General features: G+C 71.8%; 16 protein-coding genes. 9 read left to right on the top strand and 7 right to left on the bottom strand.

Annotated features, from left to right (window positions below):
• The first annotated feature begins 9 nt into the window (after window positions 1–9).
• Window positions 10–858: a helix-turn-helix transcriptional regulator gene (locus KHP12_RS25105; protein ID WP_086885779.1), complete on the top strand. Its 849-nt coding sequence runs from the start codon at window positions 10–12 to the stop codon at window positions 856–858.
• 187 nt (window positions 859–1,045) lie between these two features.
• A complete protein-coding gene (locus KHP12_RS25100; RefSeq protein WP_086885778.1) occupies window positions 1,046–2,575 on the top strand; it encodes an APC family permease in 1,530 nt (509 codons plus the stop codon).
• On the opposite strand, the gene KHP12_RS25095 is transcribed toward KHP12_RS25100, so the two are convergent.
• Entirely contained in the window at window positions 2,538–3,350 is an 813-nt protein-coding gene (locus KHP12_RS25095) for a class I SAM-dependent methyltransferase (protein WP_037960548.1), read from the bottom strand. The two genes, KHP12_RS25100 and KHP12_RS25095, sit on opposite strands and share 38 nt — an antisense overlap.
• A 164-nt stretch (window positions 3,351–3,514) precedes the next feature.
• Here KHP12_RS25095 and mshA point away from each other — a divergent pair, with 164 nt between their 5' ends.
• The 6 genes from mshA to KHP12_RS25065 all read left to right on the top strand — a co-directional run bounded on the left by mshA (window position 3,515) and on the right by KHP12_RS25065 (window position 10,569).
• A complete protein-coding gene (mshA, locus tag KHP12_RS25090) occupies window positions 3,515–4,876 on the top strand; it encodes a D-inositol-3-phosphate glycosyltransferase (RefSeq protein ID WP_107471917.1) in 1,362 nt (453 codons plus the stop codon).
• Window positions 4,877–5,042: 166 nt separating this feature from the next.
• Window positions 5,043–5,513, top strand: a complete 471-nt coding sequence (locus KHP12_RS25085) for a type III secretion system chaperone family protein (RefSeq protein ID WP_037960618.1) — start codon at window positions 5,043–5,045, stop codon at window positions 5,511–5,513.
• A 158-nt stretch (window positions 5,514–5,671) separates the two neighbouring features.
• Window positions 5,672–7,435, top strand: coding sequence for a glycoside hydrolase family 55 protein (locus KHP12_RS25080; protein WP_210609463.1), 1,764 nt, complete (start codon window positions 5,672–5,674; stop codon window positions 7,433–7,435).
• 139 nt (window positions 7,436–7,574) lie between these two features.
• The gene (locus tag KHP12_RS25075; protein ID WP_210609461.1) at window positions 7,575–7,865 is read left to right on the top strand and encodes a hypothetical protein; all 291 of its coding nucleotides are present in this window, start codon (window positions 7,575–7,577) and stop codon (window positions 7,863–7,865) included.
• On the top strand, window positions 7,862–8,545 hold the full coding sequence (locus KHP12_RS25070) for an RNA polymerase sigma factor (protein ID WP_245010121.1): 684 nt from the start codon (window positions 7,862–7,864) through the stop codon (window positions 8,543–8,545). The genes KHP12_RS25075 and KHP12_RS25070 overlap by 4 nt, the downstream gene beginning before the upstream one ends.
• Window positions 8,542–10,569, top strand: a complete 2,028-nt coding sequence (locus KHP12_RS25065) for a M48 family metalloprotease (protein ID WP_211833818.1) — start codon at window positions 8,542–8,544, stop codon at window positions 10,567–10,569. The genes KHP12_RS25070 and KHP12_RS25065 overlap by 4 nt, the downstream gene beginning before the upstream one ends.
• Window positions 10,570–10,595: 26 nt before the next feature.
• Here the strand turns inward: KHP12_RS25065 and KHP12_RS25060 are convergent, their stop codons facing one another.
• Complete coding sequence (locus KHP12_RS25060; RefSeq protein ID WP_086881494.1) at window positions 10,596–11,909, bottom strand: MDR family MFS transporter; 1,314 nt, start codon at window positions 11,907–11,909, stop codon at window positions 10,596–10,598.
• 191 nt (window positions 11,910–12,100) lie between these two features.
• Between KHP12_RS25060 and KHP12_RS25055 the strand changes: the two genes are divergently transcribed.
• Complete coding sequence (locus tag KHP12_RS25055; protein ID WP_086881493.1) at window positions 12,101–12,862, top strand: phosphoglyceromutase; 762 nt, start codon at window positions 12,101–12,103, stop codon at window positions 12,860–12,862.
• 671 nt (window positions 12,863–13,533) lie between these two features.
• On the opposite strand, the gene KHP12_RS25050 is transcribed toward KHP12_RS25055, so the two are convergent.
• The 5 genes from KHP12_RS25050 to KHP12_RS25030 all read right to left on the bottom strand — a co-directional run bounded on the left by KHP12_RS25050 (window position 13,534) and on the right by KHP12_RS25030 (window position 16,960).
• Window positions 13,534–14,760 (bottom strand): tyrosine-type recombinase/integrase, encoded by a 1,227-nt coding sequence (locus KHP12_RS25050; protein ID WP_211833817.1) that lies wholly within the window; start codon window positions 14,758–14,760, stop codon window positions 13,534–13,536.
• A complete protein-coding gene (locus tag KHP12_RS25045) occupies window positions 14,760–14,999 on the bottom strand; it encodes a helix-turn-helix domain-containing protein (protein ID WP_211833816.1) in 240 nt (79 codons plus the stop codon). Before KHP12_RS25045 ends, KHP12_RS25050 begins: the two co-directional genes overlap by 1 nt.
• Entirely contained in the window at window positions 14,992–16,281 is a 1,290-nt protein-coding gene (locus tag KHP12_RS25040) for a replication initiator (RefSeq protein WP_211833815.1), read from the bottom strand. The genes KHP12_RS25045 and KHP12_RS25040 overlap by 8 nt, the downstream gene beginning before the upstream one ends.
• Before the next feature lie 163 nt (window positions 16,282–16,444).
• Entirely contained in the window at window positions 16,445–16,741 is a 297-nt protein-coding gene (locus tag KHP12_RS25035; protein WP_211833814.1) for a hypothetical protein, read from the bottom strand.
• A 24-nt stretch (window positions 16,742–16,765) separates the two neighbouring features.
• Window positions 16,766–16,960 carry a hypothetical protein gene (locus tag KHP12_RS25030; protein WP_020869652.1) on the bottom strand — a complete coding sequence of 65 codons (195 nt, stop codon included), beginning with the start codon at window positions 16,958–16,960 and terminating at the stop codon, window positions 16,766–16,768.
• Window positions 16,961–16,968: the final 8 nt, after the last annotated feature.

The raw sequence follows: 16,968 nt of genomic DNA, 5'->3' as shown, positions 1-16,968 counted from the left end.
AATGGAGCGATGGGCCATTCCGAACCGGAGATCAAGGGGTTTCTCAAGTCGCGCCGCGCCGCGCTCGACCCGGCCGAGCTGGGGCTGCCGGAGGGGGTCGTCCGGCGCCGGGTGCGCGGTCTGCGCCGTGAGGAGGTCGCTCAGCGGGCCGGGATCAGCGTCGACTACTACACCCGTATCGAGCAGGGCCGGGCCCCGGCCGTCTCGGACTCGGTGGTCGACGGACTGGCGCGGGCGCTGCGGCTGACCCCGTCCGAGCGCACCTATCTGCGCAACATCACCCTGCCCCGGCGGCGCGCCGGGGAGCCCGACCCCGATCCGCGGCCGCGGGTGCGGCCGGAGATCCAGCAGCTGCTGAACGCGATGGACGGCACCGTCCCGGCCTATGTCTACGGGCCGGCGATGGACGTCCTGGCCTGGAACACCCTCGGCACCCGGCTCGGCATCGACTACGCCGCGATCCCCGAGGAGCGGCGCAACGGCCCGCTGCTGGTCTTCCTCGACCCCCGGATGCGGGAGATCCATCCGAACTGGGCCGAGGTCGCCGATGACACGGTGGCCGGGCTGCGCGCGGAGACCGGACGCCATCCGGGCAGTTCGCGGGTGTGCCGGGTGACCCATGAGCTGCTGGAGCGGAGCGAGGAGTTCCGGCGGCGCTGGGAGGCGCAGGAGGTGCAGGAGCGGACGCGGGGCGTCAAGCGGTTCCGCCATCCGGAGGCGGGGGAGCTGGTGCTGCGGTTCGAGGCGTTCGTGCTGCCCGCCGATCCGGGGCAGATGCTGTGCACCTACACGGCTGACGAGGGGTCGGCGACGGCGGAGGCGCTGAAGGTGCTGGCCGGCGCGGCGGCGGTGGCCTGACAGCTACTGACGGCCCGAGCCGCACTCCGCCCTTTTCGCCCTACGGCTTCGCCTTACGGTCGGGATCGCGTCCCCGGCGCCCATCCTGTTTGCCGCGTCCCACCTCCTTGACGCGACTGGAAACTTTCCTTACTTTCATTTCCTCCCACAGCGTCGCCAGTGGCGCCAGAGGGCAATGGAGGTCCGGATGTCCGGCACCGAGGGCGGATTCGTCCGCCGTATCGGCCTGTTCCAGTCGACCGCCATCAACATGAGCCAGATGTGCGGCATCGGGCCGTTCGTCACCATCCCCCTCATGGTCGCCGCCTTCGGCGGACCACAGGCCGTCATCGGCTTCGTCGCGGGCGCGGTGCTCGCGCTCGCCGACGGGCTGATCTGGGCCGAGCTGGGCGCCTCGCTGCCCGGGGCCGGGGGCAGCTATGTGTATCTGCGCCAGGCGTTCCAGTACCGCAGCGGCAAGCTGATGCCGTTCCTGTTCGTCTGGACGGCGATGCTGTTCATCCCGCTGATCATGTCCACGGGTGTGGTCGGTCTGGTGCAGTATCTGGGCTATCTGTGGCCGGATATGACACAGACCCAGGGCGATGTGGTCGGTCTCGGCGTCATCGTCCTGGTCATCGGGCTGCTGTGGCGGGGCGTCGAGCACATCGCCCGGATCACGGCCGTCATGTGGTGCGTGATGATCGCCTCCGTGGTCCTGGTCATCGTGGCGGCCTTCAGCCACTTCGACGCGGGTCAGGCGTTCACCTATCCGGACCACGCCTTCGAGCTGACCAGCGGTCACTTCTGGACCGGGTTCGCCGCGGGCCTGACCATCGGCATCTACGACTACCTCGGCTACAACACCGCCGCGTACATGGGCGCCGAGATCAAGGACCCCGGCCGCACCCTGCCGCGGGCGATCGTCACCTCGATCGCCGGGATCATGGTGATCTACCTGCTGCTCCAGATCGGCACCCTCGGCGTCGTCGACTGGCGCGAGATGACCGACCCCGACTCGGTGGCCTCCAAGTCCGTCGCCTCGGCGGTGCTGGAGGAGACCTGGGGGAAGGGCGCGGCCGACGTCGTCACCGTGCTCATCCTCATCACGGCCTTCGCGTCCGTCTTCGCCGGGCTGCTGGGCGGCTCCCGGGTGCCGTACGACGCCGCCCGCGACCGGGTCTTCTTCCGGCCGTTCGGCACGCTCCACCCGCGCCACCGCTTCCCCGTGCTGGGCCTGGCCACGATGGGCGTCGTGACGGCGATCGGCTTCCTGATCGGCCGCCACACCGATCTGGCCACACTCATCCAGCTGCTGACCACGGTCATGGTGATCGTGCAGGCCCTGGCGCAGGTCGTCGCCGTCACGGTGCTGCGCCGCCGCCAGCCCGACTTGCGGCGGCCGTACCGGATGTGGCTCTATCCGCTGCCGAGCGTGGTGGCGCTGGTGGGCTGGCTGGTGATCTACGGCTACGCGGACAAGAACTCCCCCGGGCGGCACCCCATCGAATGGTCGCTCGCCTGGGTCGCGGCGGGGTGCGTGGCGTTCGTGCTGTGGGCGCGGGTGGAGAAGGTGTGGCCGTTCGGCCCGAAGGAGATCAGCGAGGAGTACGCGGCGGGGGCCGACCCCGACGCGGAAGGCGGCACCCGGGGCACGGGGGACGGCACCCTGGGCACGGCGGGCGGCCCGGACGGCGCCGTCACCCCCGGGGCGCCACCGCCTCCCACCGCACCGTGACCTCGCCCTGACGCCAGCGCCGCGGGCCGTCGGTGAGCGGCCAGCCCTCGGCGCGCAGCGTCCTCGCGCTGCGTATCCAGCGCTGACGGGCGCTGAGCGGCGCGTACGGGGCGGCGGCCGCCCAGGCGCGGTCGAAGTCGCGCAGGAAGGTGTGCACCGGCTCGCCCGGCACATTGCGGTGGATCAGCGCCTTGGGGAGCCGTTCGGCCAGGTCGGAGGGGCGTTCCAGGGAGCCGAGGCGGGCCGCGAAGGTCACGGTGCGCGGGCCCGCCGCGTCGAGCGCGACCCATACGTGCCGCCGCCCGATCTCGTCGCAGGTGCCCTCCACCAGCAGTCCGCCGGGCGCCAGCCGGGCGCACAGCCGCCGCCACACGGCCGCGACCTCGCCCTCCTCGTACTGCCGCAGCACATTGGCCGCCCGGATGAGCGCCGGGCGGGCGCCGCCGGGCAGCGGCACCTCGAAGCCGCCGTGCGCGAAGGTGAGCCCCTCGCGCTCGTACGGCCGCGCGGCCAGCACCCGCCCGGGGTCGATCTCGACCCCGACGACGCGGGCCCCGGCCCGTACCGTCCGCAGCCGGTCCAGCAGCTCGACGGCGGTCCACGGGGCCGCCCCGTAGCCCAGGTCCACCGCCACCGGCGCCTCCGCGGCGCGCCGCAGCGCGGGCCCGTGCGCCGCCGCGATCCACCGGTCCATCCGGCGCAGCCGGTTGGGGTTGGTGGTCCCGCGGGTCGCCGAACCGATCGGACGGGACGGCGGGGGAACGCGGGCGGGCATGGCGCTGAGCCTATGCCGGGGCCGATGGGGAACCCATGCCGGGGTGGACGGGGAGTGGCCGTCGAATATCAGAACGTCATGCTTTGGCAAAGCGGAAATGGGAACCATACGTTCCGGTGTTGACGCCGTGGAGGGAGTCCGCCCCGGCAAGGAGGTAACGCGCGGTGAGCCAGCACGCGTCCCGGCTCGGCGGCCTGCGAGGCCGGTCCCACATACCGTTCGGTGCCCCGTCCCACCAGCGACTTCGTCGCATTCCACGGCGGCCGCGGCGGATCGCGATGCTCAGCGTCCACACCTCGCCGCTGCATCAGCCCGGTACCGGCGACGCCGGTGGGATGAACGTCTACATCGTGGAGCTGGCCAGGCGCCTGGCCGCCATCGACATCGAGGTGGAGATCTTCACCCGGGCCACCACCGCCGCGCTGCCCCCGGCCGTCGAGCTCGCTCCTGGCGTGCTCGTCCGGCATGTGGACGCCGGGCCCTACGAGGGCCTTGCCAAGGAGGACCTCCCGGCGCAGCTGTGCGCGTTCACCCACGGCGTCATGCAGGCGTGGGCCGGGCACCGGCCGGGCCACTACGACCTCGTCCACTCCCACTACTGGCTCTCCGGCCATGTCGGCTGGCTGGCCGCCGAGCGCTGGGGAGTGCCGCTGGTGCACGCCATGCACACCATGGCCAAGGTCAAGAACGCCGCGCTGGCGGCGGGCGACACCCCCGAGCCCGCGGCCCGCGTCATCGGCGAGCAGCAGATCGTCCGCGCCGCCGACCGGCTGATCGCCAACACCGCCGAGGAGGCGGAGGAGCTGGTGCGCCACTACGAGGCGGCGCGCGAGCTGGTGGCGGTCGTCCACCCGGGGGTGAACCTCGACCGCTTCCGGCCCGCCGACGGCCGGGCCGCCGCCCGGGCCCGGCTGGGACTCCCGGCCGACGCGCTGATACCCCTCTTCGCCGGGCGCATACAGCCGCTGAAGGCCCCCGACATCCTGCTGCACGCCGTCGCCCACCTCCTGGAGGAGGACCCCTCGCTGCGCGAGCGCATGGTCGTGCCCGTGGTCGGCGGCCCCAGCGGCAGCGGCCTGGCCAAGCCCGAGGGGCTGCACAAGCTGGCGGCGCGGCTCGGGATCTGCGATGTGGTGCGGTTCCGGCCGCCCTGTGCGCAGGACGAGCTCGCGGACTGGTACCGGGCGGCGTCCGTGCTGGTCATGCCGTCGTACAGCGAGTCGTTCGGGCTGGTGGCCATCGAGGCGCAGGCGTGCGGCACCCCGGTCGTGGCGGCCTCGGTGGGCGGCCTGCCGGTGGCCGTGCGGGACGGGGTCAGCGGCACGCTGATCGACGGCCACGACCCCGCCGACTACGCCCGCGCCCTGCGCCCCTTCGCCCAGGACCCGGGGCGGGCGGACCGGATGGGCGCGGCGGCGGCCGGGCACGCCCAGTCCTTCGGGTGGGACACGGCCGCCGCGGCCACGGCCGAGGTGTACACGGACGCGATGCGCGAGCGGCGTCACCTACGATCGGCTCATGGCTGACCCCAAGGCTGACCCCATGGCCGAGCCCGAGGCCGACCGTAAGGCCGACACGGCCCCCGATGCCGACCGTAAGGCTGACACCACGGCCGAGGCCGACCGTAAGGCCGACACGGCCCCCGAGACCGGTAAGGCCGACACCGCCCCCGATGCCGACCCCCGGGCCGTCATCGAGCGGACGCTGAACGACGCCGAACTGGAGTGGGAGAGCCCGGAGGACGGCACTTACGTCGTCACGCTTCCGGGCACCCGCAAGCTGTCGACCACCTGCTCGCTGCGGGTCGGCCGGCACTCCCTCTCGGTCAACGCCTTCGTCGTCCGCCACCCGGACGAGAACCACGAGGCGGTCCACCGCTGGCTGCTGGAGCGCAACACCCGGCTGTACGGGGTGAGTTACGCGATCGACCAGCTCGGCGACATCTATCTGGTGGGCAAGCTGCCGCTCGCGGCCGTCACCCCGGAGGAGGTGGACCGGCTGCTCGGCACGGTGCTGGAGAACGCGGACGGCAGCTTCAACACGCTGCTGGAGATGGGATTCGCCACGGCCATTCGCAAGGAGTACGCATGGCGAACCGCGCGGGGCGAATCGACCCGGAATCTTGAGGCGTTCAGCAATCTGACCCGCGACGCGGCGAAGTGAAGAGCCGGGCCTCGGCCCGGTCTCCGTCCGACACCCGCCTTTCTGCTTGACCTACCCCCATCCTGACGCGACCCCTTCCGCGCGCCCCTGCCCCATGGCATTCTCACGCCGTCTCTCACCTGAACTGCGTTCACATTCATGGAAGGCGGGGCTGGCTCATGGGCACGGAGATCGACAGAAGGCGGTTGCTCGGCGGTGCGATGGGACTGGCGGCGGGCGCCACGCTCCTGGGAGCGGGGGCCCCGCTCCTGACCGCCACGGACGCCGCGGCGGCCGCCGCACCGGGTGCACCGGGCGGTGGCCGTACGTCCGGCGGGGCGGGCACGTCGGGCGGGACGGGCACGTCGGGCGAGGCCCGTACGTCCGCCCTCTGGCGCGAGTTCCGCGCCCGCCCGTACACCCACCCCCAGATCCCGTACGTCGGCCGCGCCGGATATCTCGGCGGCCGCACGGGCTTCCCCCGCCTGCCCGTCGTCGCGGACGTCCGCGCCTTCGGCGCCCGGCCCGACGGCTCCACGGACGCCGCCCCCGCGATCAACCGCGCCATCGCCGCCGCCGGCCGCCGCGGCGGCGGCACGGTGCTGGTGCCGCCCGGGACGTACCGCGTGGACGACGTGATCCGCCTCGGCTACGACAACGTCGTACTGCGCGGCGCCGGCAGCGGCCGCACCACCCTCCACGCGACCCGTAACCTCACCGAGCTGATCGGCCCGTACGGCAGCCGCTACGGCGGCAACAAGTCGTCCTGGTCCTGGGCCGGCGGGCTCATCTGGATCTGCCCGGACGCCCGCTGGCGTTCCCTCACCGACGCGATCCGGGCCCAGGCATGGCCGTTCGAGGGCTGGACCGGCAACCGGCGCGACGAGTGGCACACCCTCACCGACCTCGCCGCCCCCGCCCGCCGCGGCGACTGGACGGTGACCGTCGAGGACCCGTCCGCCCTGCGCCGCGGCGACCGCGTGCTGCTCCAACTCACCGACGACGGCGCGCACTCGCTGCTGGCCCATGTGGCCGGTGATGTCGAAGGCGCCGCCGACTACGCCTGGACCGACAAGACCAAGCTCACCTCGTACGTCCCCTATGAGTGGCCGTGCCGCGTCGTCGCCGTCGACCGGCGCCGCCGCCGGGTGACCCTCGACCGGCCGCTGCCGCTCGACGCCCGGCCCGTCTGGAAGCCCCGGTTCACCACCCTGGTGCGCCCGGTCACCGGCTCCGGGGTCGAGGGCATCACCCTCGACGTCGTCGAGACCCCGCAGTCGCAGCATCTGCTGGACAAGGGGTACAACGGCGTCGCGCTTCAGTGCGCGTGGGACTGCTGGGTGGACGACGTGACCGTCAACAACGTCGACAACGGCTTCCTGCTCGTCGCCGCCAAGGCGTGCACCCTGCGCCGCACCCGGGTGACGGGCCGCGGCAGCCATCATCCTTACTGCTGTCGCGAGGGCTCGCACGACAACCTCGTGGAGGACTTCGTCCTGGCCCAGCGCACCGTTCCGGCCCCGGCGGGGACACAGCTGCACGGGATCAATGTGGAGGGGCTGTCCAGCTACAACGTCTGGTCGCGCGGCCGGATGGAGATGGGCACCTTCGACACCCACCGCGGGATGCCCTTCGCCAACGTCCGTACGGAGATCACCGTGGACAACACGGGGTCGCACGGCGGCGACGCGAGCGCCGGTCCGCTCTACGGCGCGCGGTTCGCCCACTGGAACGTCACGGTCACCAATCAGCGGGCCGGATGCGTCAGGATCGACGACATCGCGCCGTACAGCGCGACGGTCGGGATCAGCGAGGTGCGGCAGTTCGGCCAGATCGACGTCCCGGACTTCACCGGGCCGCTCCACTCCCGTATCGAGTCCTACGGCCACCCGGAGGCGGTCCACCCCCGCAACCTGTACGAGGCGCAGCGCGCCCTGCGCTGACGCCTCCCCTGACACATCGTGAGGAACGCGGTGAAGAAAGCGGTGAAGAAAGCGGTGAAGAAATACCGTCCATGAGGGCTCTTCATGGTGAACCGGCTCCGGCGGCCGGGAACCATGAAGAGGAGACACAACGGTGCTCATGGACAATCCGTGGCTCACGGTGGCAACGGTCGTGACGGTGGGGGTGCTACGGCTGATGGGGGACGTCATCCGCTGGCTGGCGGCGCGTTCGGGCGAACGGCTCCGGGCGCGCACGCTGGCCGAGTTGGTGCACAGAACGGAGCCGGGCACGGTCCTCACCGACCGCCGCCCCGACGGCGCGGCGCTGACGATTCGGCGGCGGCCGGAAGGGCGGGACGAGCGGGGCGAGCGAAACGAGCGGGGCGGGCGGGGCCGGCGGGACGAGCGGGGCGGGGGTCGATCGGAATGAGCGACACCGTCGAGGAGACCACGCGCGGCGGGCGGCCCGAGGAGGAGTTCGACGCCTTCTACGCCCGCACCTACCCCTGGCTGGCCGCCCGCGCGGTGATGCTCAGCGACAACCGGCAGAACGCCGAGGACGCCGTGCAGGAGGCGTACATCGAGGCGATGCGCCGCTGGCCCGAGGTCAGGGCGTGCGCCTCGCCCGAGGCATGGGTGACCACCACCATGCGGCGCAAGCTCTCGCGGGACGGGCGGCGCTGGTGGTTCCGCTGGAAGCCGGCCGAGATGAGCGTCCCGGCCGCCACGACCGCGAGCGTGGAGGAGACCGCCGAGGCACTGGCCGCCCTGCGCGCCCTCGGCACGCTGCCGCCGCGCCAGCGCCAGGTGGTGGTCATGCACTCGCTCGAGGGCATGAGCTACCAGGCGATCTCCGCCGAGCTGGGCATCTCCGTCGGCAGCGTCGGCAGCAACCTCCACAAGGCCCGCGCCCGGCTGAGCCTGCTGCTGGACGTCTCACCGGAGCTGGGCCGCGCGACCGAGCGCCTCCTGACCCGCACCCCGAAGGACCCGCTGAGCGTGGCGCTGTACGGGGCCGCGGAGTGGCTGTCGGCCGGGTTCAGGGGCGAGGGCCGGTCGTTGCGGGGCGGGACTGGAGACGGCGCCGACGGCATCCGGGGGCGTCGATGATCGCCACCGCCCGCGCGCTCCTCGCCCTCGCCCTGCTCGCCGTCTTCTACGCGCTGGTCGCGGCCATGGTGCTGCTCTGGGCGGCGTTCCTCGTGGCCGCCTTATGGACCGCGGGAACTCCGGAGGCCACGACGCCGCCCACCACTGTCGTCACCGCCTGCGCCGCGTTGGCCCCCATCGTCTTCGGCATGGTGTGGGCGGTGATCCGCACCGCCCGCCCCGCCGCCCCGCGCGAGGACGCGGTGACCGTGACCCGGCGCGGGGCGCCCGAGTTATGGCGCACGGTCGAGGAGCTGGCCCTCGACGTCGGCACCCGGCCGCCCGGCCACATCAAGCTGACCGCCGAGGTCAACGCCTCCGTCACCGAGGACGCACCGCTCCTCGGCCTCGCCCCCGGCCGACGCGTCCTCTACCTGGGACTGCCCCTGCTGGCCGGACTTTCGCCCGCCGAACTGCGCGCCGTCCTCGCGCATGAGCTGGGCCACTTCTCCGGCCGCCACAGCCGCTTCGGCGCGGTCGCCCACCGGGGCGCGGCGGGGCTGGTCGCCGCCCGGCAGGCGATCCAGGACGCGTCGGCCGCGAACGACCTGGTGCGGCTGTACGCGGGCCTGCCACTACTGCTGCTCGGCCTCTACACCCACGTCTTCCGCTGGCTCACCCGCCCGGTCCGGCGGCGGCAGGAGCTGGAGGCCGATCGCGAGGCGGCGCGGATGGCCGGTCCGGGCGCCGTCGCCGACGCGCTGTGCTCCACGGCGGCGCTGGAGGCGGCGTGGCAGGAGTTCCTCGCGGACTTCCTCGCCCCGATGCGCCGGGCGACGGGCCGGATCCCCGACGATCCGTTCCGCGCCTTCGCCCATATGGCCGAGGCGCCCGAACTGCGGGAGCCGATGGCCGCGTTGCGCGCCCGAGCCGTGGAGCGGCCCGCGGACCGCGACGACGCGCATCCGGCCCTGGCCGTCCGGCTGGAACGGCTGTCGCGCCTGCCCGCGCGGGAGGCCGTCGCCGAACCCTTCTCGTCCCCGCGACCTCTCTCCGTACCGCCGCGGTACGCGGTCGCGCTGGGCCGCGTCCTGCTGTCCGGCCCGGACGCGGGGGCGAGGGTGCCCTGGCGGGACTGGCTCACCGAGCTGGCGGAGCACCGCGCGACACGGATCCTGCCCCCGCTGGCGGAGGCGGTACGGGGGGTGGAGGAGACGGAGGGGATGGGCCGGCCGAGGACGGAGCCGGACGGGGCGCCGGAGGAGCTGACAATCCACCGAGTGCTGCGACTGCTGGACGGCGGCCGCCGCATGCCACTGGCCCGCGCGCTCAACGCCCGGCTGCTCAACGCCCGGCTGCTCAACGCCGGGCTGCCCGAGGGCGAGCGAATGCCCCGTGGCGATCAGCCCGGACAGGACCCACTCGCCCCCCTGGTCGAGGCCCTGGCCGTACTGATCGGGGCGCAGCTGGTCGCGCAGGGGACGGCGTACTGGGCCATGAACTGGACCGGCCCCAGCATCCTCGTACCGCCCGACGGCATCGCCCCCGAGACCATCCGCACCTGGGCCGACACCGCCGTACGGCTCCCCGGCCAGACCCAGCGGCTGGGGCTGCACCTGGCGGCCCTGGGCGTGGACGAACGCGCACCGCTGCCCACCACCGGTAGGGCAGGGGGTACGGCGGACGGGCCGGCGCCGGGGGAGAAGGCACGACGGATCAGCATCGCACCGGGTGCCACCGGCCCCGCGCGCCAGCGCATCACCGCCGTACGGGCGCTGGCGCTCACCGTGCTGGTGGGGCTGACGGGGCTGACGTTCGTCCTATGGGCGAACCGGGACGAGCCGAGCTACCCCGGGACCCCGGTGACCCGCTGGAACGACCGCTACCAGCCGGGCGGGGGCGGCACTGCCCCCGGGCCGACTCCGTTCCCGACGTACCAGCGGCCCACCTTCCCGGCCTGGCCGACGCCCCCGACGTACCACCTGCCCCCACGGTCAGTGCCGAGCATCCACATCGAGCCGGTCATCCCGAGATCCACGCCCTGATCCCCACCGGGGGCAGCCCGGTCCCGCTACGAGGAGCCCGCCCCAACCGCGGGCGAAGCCGTAACCGAACCCGAACCCGAAGCCGCACCCGCTCCACCCCCGACTTCCCCGGCCGCAGGCCGGCTCCGCAGGGCGCGCCCCAGCGCCACGTACCCCCCGGCCGCCACGAGGCCCACCACGGCGCTGGCCGCCCACAGGGCATCCGCACCGAAGCGGTCCATGACGGCGCCGCCCGCGAGCGGGGCGATGAGCGACGCGAGGGACCACGACAGGGTGTACATCCCCTGGTAGCGGCCGCGCCCATGGGTCGGGGAGAGCCGGGCGACCAGCCCCATCTGCGTGGGGGAGTTGATGATCTCGCCGATCGTCCAGACCATCACGGCCAGCGTGTACATCCCGACCGACCCGGCGAAGGCGGTCAGCCCGAACCCGGCGCCGGTCAGCAGCGCGGACACCATCAGCAGCGGCGCGGGATCGCGGTGCTCGAGGAACCGCGTCACCGGGATCTGCACGGCCACGATCAGTACGCCGTTCATCGCGATGGCGACGCCGAAGTCCGTACTGGACAGCCCGTCCGCCCCCATCGCCACGGGCAGCGCCACGAACGCCTGCTGGATGAGGGTCGCGACCAGGAACGACAGCGCGACCACGGCCATGAACCGCCGGTCCCGCAGCACCGTGCCCAACCCGACCGCGCGCTCCGACTCCGACTCCACCGCCGCACCATCGGCGGCAGGCTCCCGCTCAGGCCGAGACTCCGGAACCTTCCCAAAGACGATGACGGCGCACAGCAGCGTCATCCCGGCATCCGCCAGGAAGAGGGTGAGATAGCCGTGGCGCGCGATCAGCCCGGCCGCCGCCGCGGAGACGGCGAAGCCGAGGTTGATGGCCCAGTAGTTGAGCGCGAAGGCCCGTACCCGATCCCCGGGCGCGACGATGTCGGCGATCATCGCCTGCACCGCGGGCCGTGACGCGTTGCTGGTCATGCCCACCAGACAGGCCACGACGGCGATGGCGACCGGGTTCTGGACGAAGCCCAGTACGGCGACGGTGACCGCGGTCGACAGCTGCGAGACGAGCAGCGTGGGCCGCCGCCCCAGCCGGTCGGTCAGCACGCCGGCGACGACCGCGGCCACGGCCCCGCCCAGCCCGTGCAGCGCGCCGACGAGCCCGGCGAACATCGCCGAATAACCGCGATCCACGGTCAGGTACATGGCAAGGAAGGTGGCCACGAACCCGCCCAGCCGATTGACCAGCGTGGAGGTCCACAGCCACCAGAACTCCCGGGGCAACCCCGAGACACTCTCCTTCGCGGCCTGCCTCAGTCGGACGACGGACACGGACGACTCCCCCCAGTGAAAGCCACAGCCCTGTGAATGCGACAGCCGGTAAGCCGCACACCCCATGAGCGGCGCGACATGTAAGTGCCACAACCAGCATCCGCAACTTACCGATACGGCCCTCGCCCCGCCAGTCAATTGACGGGGTCCGTCAACCGACCCCCTCAGGCCGGTCCAGTAGGCTCGACGACATGGCCGACGCACCGTACAAGCTGATCCTCCTCCGCCACGGCGAGAGCGAGTGGAACGCGAAGAACCTGTTCACCGGCTGGGTGGACGTCAACCTGAACGAGAAGGGCGAGAAGGAGGCCGTCCGCGGCGGTGAGCTGCTGAAGGACGCCGGCCTGCTCCCCGACGTGGTCCACACCTCCGTCCAGAAGCGCGCCATCCGCACCGCGCAGCTCGCCCTGGAGTCCGCCGACCGCCACTGGATCCCCGTCCACCGCTCGTGGCGTCTGAACGAGCGCCACTACGGCGCCCTCCAGGGCAAGGACAAGGCGCAGACCCTCGCCGAGTTCGGCGAGGAGCAGTTCATGCTGTGGCGCCGCTCCTACGACACCCCGCCGCCCCCGCTGGACCGCGACGCCGAGTACTCCCAGTTCGCGGACCCGCGCTACGCGACCCTCCCCCCGGAGCTGCGCCCGCAGACGGAGTGCCTCAAGGACGTCGTCGTCCGCATGCTCCCGTACTGGTTCGACGGCATCATCCCGGACCTCCTCACCGGCCGCACCGTCCTGGTCGCCGCCCACGGCAACTCCCTCCGCGCCCTGGTCAAGCACCTGGACGGCATCTCCGACGCCGACATCGCGGGCGTGAACATCCCGACGGGCATCCCGCTCTCCTACGAACTGGACACCGACTTCAAGCCGGTCAACCCGGGCGGCACCTACCTCGACCCGGACGCCGCGAAGGCCGCCATCGAGGCGGTCAAGAACCAGGGCAAGAAGAAGTAAGCAGCACTGGTCAAGCCCTCTACCTGCGGTTTTCCTGCGGGTAGGGGGCTTGTTTCTGTATTGGGGCCGTCGCTGGGCCGTGAAAGGGATTCGGGGCCGCTGTCAAGCGTCCCCGCGTGCCTCGGTGAATAACGAAGTGCCCGGTATGCTTATCGCGCTTCATCTGACCCCCCCTGAACTCCGCCTAGCAGCACGTGAGTTCCAAGGCTCCGGCCCGAGAAGCGGGCCGGCTGGAGGAGAAGGGGAGGCGGTAGGGGTGACCCTTGAGAAGGACGAGCCTCGTAGGTGGACCAGTGCCGAGAAGTGGCAGGTCTGGCTTGCGGGAGCGGGTCTACTGGTGGCCATCGCTACTGGCGTGATGCAGTTCGCTCGATGAGCGAGTCACGCGCGAGTACGGTCGGGATCGGGCGCTGTACATGCAGCGAGCCCGGTCTGCTCTCACGCGACCGGGCTCGTTGACTGCGAGAGGGCCTGGGTCTGGTTGCAGCCGGATCCAGGTCCTCGGTCGTCCGAGCGCGCCCTGAAACCTACGCGAGCCACCCAGAGCTATTCAGACGTTGCACTGCAATGTCTCATGACGTCGCTAATTCCCTCAAGTTTTGTGGCCCTCGTCCTGGGCCAAGACTGCTCTTCTTCGCCATCGCCGAACTGTTGACCATCGAGTGGGTCCGTCACCTGCGATCGAAGACAGACGCCACTGCCTTACGGGTGCGCTCCTGGCTGGATGGCATGAGGTGCGCGTATACGCGCAGCGTCAGGCCCGGGTCCGAGTGGCCGAGATACTCGGCGAGAGCCTTGATGTTCTCCCCGGCGTCCAGGAGCACCGACGCGTAGAAGTGTCGCAGCGCGTGCATGCCGTTCTCGCGGGACTCCGCGTACGGCTGACCTCGCTCGGGCACCGGGATGACCCCTGCCATGGCCAGTGCCGGTTTCCACGCCTCCTCGTTGAGCGACGTACGCCAGACGTGCCCACCACGCGGCCCGGTGAAGATCAGTCGCTTGGTCACCGGGGGCCCGTCTGCCACCTTCCACGGCAAGGTGATCTCGACCGGCGGGAACCGCTTCATGTGCTCCCGGAGCGCGTCCGCGACCGGCCCGGGCAGCGGCACGTCCCGGAGCTTGCCGCCCTTGGGCGGGGCGAACACGGCCTTGCTGCGGCTCAGCTTCAGTTGCTGGACCACGTGGAGCGTGTCCGACTCGAAGTCGATCGCGTCGACGGCTACGCCCAGGATCTCGCCCTGTCGGAGCCCGCAGCCGCCGCCCAGGTCGACCATGGCCTGATACCGCTCCGGCATGGCGGCCCGCACGGCGAAGAGACGTTCCGACGTCCACGGGATCACACGCTTCGTATCGACGGTCGGCGGCCGGACCGAGCGAGCGGCGCACGGGTTGCGGGGAAGGTGCCCGTCGTCCACGGCCGCGCTCAGGGCGGCACGCACGTTGGAGTAGATCGTCCGCGCGTACGATCCCCGGACGCCGTTCTCCTGAAGCTGACGCACCCAGTCCCGTATATGCGCAGGCTGGAAGGAGCCGAGCGGACGAGTGCCCAGGTACGGGAAGGCGTGCAACCGCAGCTGTGACTCCATCGAGGCTTGCGTGTTCGGGTCGGCTCCCTGAGTGGCCACCCAGCGCTCGGCGTACTGCTGAAAGGTGATTCGAGCGGCGCGGGGGTCGATGTACTGCCCCCGCGCCATGTCCGCCTCGACGTGGGCAAGCCACTGATCGGCAAGCCGCTTCTGCCGGTCTGGGAAGCTCTTGGACTTCTCCGTGCCGTCCGGACCGACGTAACGAGCGCGGTAACGGAGCCCCGATCCGTAGCGCTCCGTTTTGACCTTGCGTGCCTTCCCGTCCGGTCCGGTCTCGGACCTGTACCAGCGGTCTTGGACATGCCCGGCCATCAGGCGGCAGCCCCTTCCCGCAGGGACTCGACCCAGGCCCGGACGTCCATGGGGTCGAAGCGCAGGTGTCGCCCGACCCGGAAGCCGCGCGGACCGGTGCGCTTTCGGCGCCACTGGTAGACCGTCTCAACGCTGGGCAGGTCGAACATCGCCACCAGGTCGTCAGGGGTGAGGTACCGCGATGGCAGTGCACGCGACTCGGCGGCCACTTCCGCGACAGCGAGGCGTCGGCTAGCCATGGGTCGGTTCTCCTTCCGTTCCGGGGGCGGGGGTGATGGTGGCGGTGAGCCATTCCTCAGCGGGAGTGAGGCCGGTACCGGCGTAGACCCAGTGGGCAAGGACGAGCGTGGTGTCTTCCTGCTCCAGCTCGGCGGCTTGGGCCCGTCGCCAGGCGGCACGGGCATCGCGGAGTGCGCCGAGGGTGGTGGAGTAGCGGCGGGATTTGGTGGAGAAGTGGCCCCGGAAGCCGAGCATGTGAGCCCAGGCGCGCAGCCGGAGGTCTTCCAGGTCCTTCCGGGCTCCGAGGGCCCAGGCCGTGCGGATGAGGCGGCGGGTGTGTTCGGGGACGTCGATCTGAGCGAGTTCGGCGATGAGTCGTATTGGCCGGTCGAGGGCCCCCGTCGCTGTCTCGGCGCCTTTGGTGGCGTACTTGGCGATGTACGCAGCGACCGCCCGATCAGTCAGAGCCGTCCCGCCGTCGAGTTCAGGCCCACGGATGGGCCGTACGTCGAGCTCACGGCCAAAGGCGAAGCGGTGCGCCCGGCCGTCGATCACTGGCCCCTTCACCTCTGCCTTTGCTGCGGCAGCGCGGATTGCGTCGGTCAGCAGCTCGGTGGTGGCCCAGGCCGGCGGCGGGGTGTCACCTCCCTCCCGACCGTCCAGCCGGATGACGGCGTGGAAGTGGACGGCGCCGCGCTTCTGATATTCGGCGACCTTGGCGAAGGACAGCCGGGCGTGGTCGCGGAAGGTCCGCTGCGTGAGTCCGGCCCGCTTGGCGACCTCTCGCCTCAGGTAGATCGAGAAGCGCCGCCACAGGAGCCCGGCGTGAGCGTTCCAGAGCACCGCGGCTTCGTAGTCGTACGTGTCAGGGTTCAGCGGAGCGCCAAGCGCGTCGTCGTCCTGGTCGTGGCGGACGCCGCAGCGGCAGCGCCGGACCGTTCCGCCGGGGCCGGTGGGCCGATTGTGGACCGGGCCGAAACTGGGCGCGGTGAAGGTGGCGAAGACGCGCGGGTGCGTGGCTACCTCCTCGGGGGTGCCTTTGCCGCCGCGTAGTCCGGCGGTGATCAGGTGGAAGGTGTCGCGGCGGTAGGTCTCGGCGCAGGCCGCACAGCGGGTCACGCGGCGGTTGTTGCAGCGGACCAGGAGATGCCCGGCGGGCAGGTCGGTGGAATCCAGGTGGCGGAGGATGTGGCCGATCTCGCCGGTGTCCTGGTTGAGGTGGTGTTCGGTGCGGTGGCCGTCGAGGCGGATGGGGTTGGTGCAGCCGCCGAGGCTGGAGAGTTGGCGGAGCAGTGCGGGCATGGTGCCGAGGGCTGCCAGGGTGCCGAGTTGGGGCAGCGGGGGCAGGGTGGTGCGGGTGATGATGGGGTCTCCTCTTTCGGCTCTTGGGTCGGGAGGGGTGGGCTGCCGGGGCGGTGGATGTTTGGCGGTATCGAGGCCGCCCCGGCAGTCGTGTGGTGTGGGATCAGCGGCGGCGCTGGCTGGCCAGGAGCGAGCGCATGACGACGGCGGCCACGGCGACGGAGACGGCCGTGACGGCGACGGCGGCGAGCAGAGCCGTCAGGACGATGCCGACCGTTACCACGGCGCCGACCGTTCCGGCGTTGATCCCGCTCAAGACCCCGGCCGGGCGGGCTGGAGCGGGCGCGGGGGTGTGCTGGCAGGAGCAGGCTGGGGCGTGAGGGTGCTGGGCCGCCGGGACGGCGGTGGGCACGTGGACGATCGGCGGCGTGGGGGCTTCGGGGTACTTCGGTCGGAACACTGCGATCTCCTCTCGGCTACTCGTCTAGTCATGTTGTTCGTTGACGGAGTCGACGCCGGAGCGCGTACCGGACTCCACGGACGGGGCGAGGCCGGTGTGGGCGAGCCAGAAGCCGAACAGCGCGATCACGACGGCGACCCACAGGCGGACGCCCATGAACTTGATCGCGATCCAGGCGACGGCGCCGAGGACGAGGACCAGGGGCAGGCTGACGGTCATGGGCGATC

Source organism: Streptomyces asiaticus, from assembly GCF_018138715.1.
GTDB lineage: Bacteria > Actinomycetota > Actinomycetes > Streptomycetales > Streptomycetaceae > Streptomyces > Streptomyces asiaticus.
The sequence above is the reverse complement of the archived record's forward strand: the minus strand, read 5'-3'. Positions and strand labels throughout refer to the sequence as shown.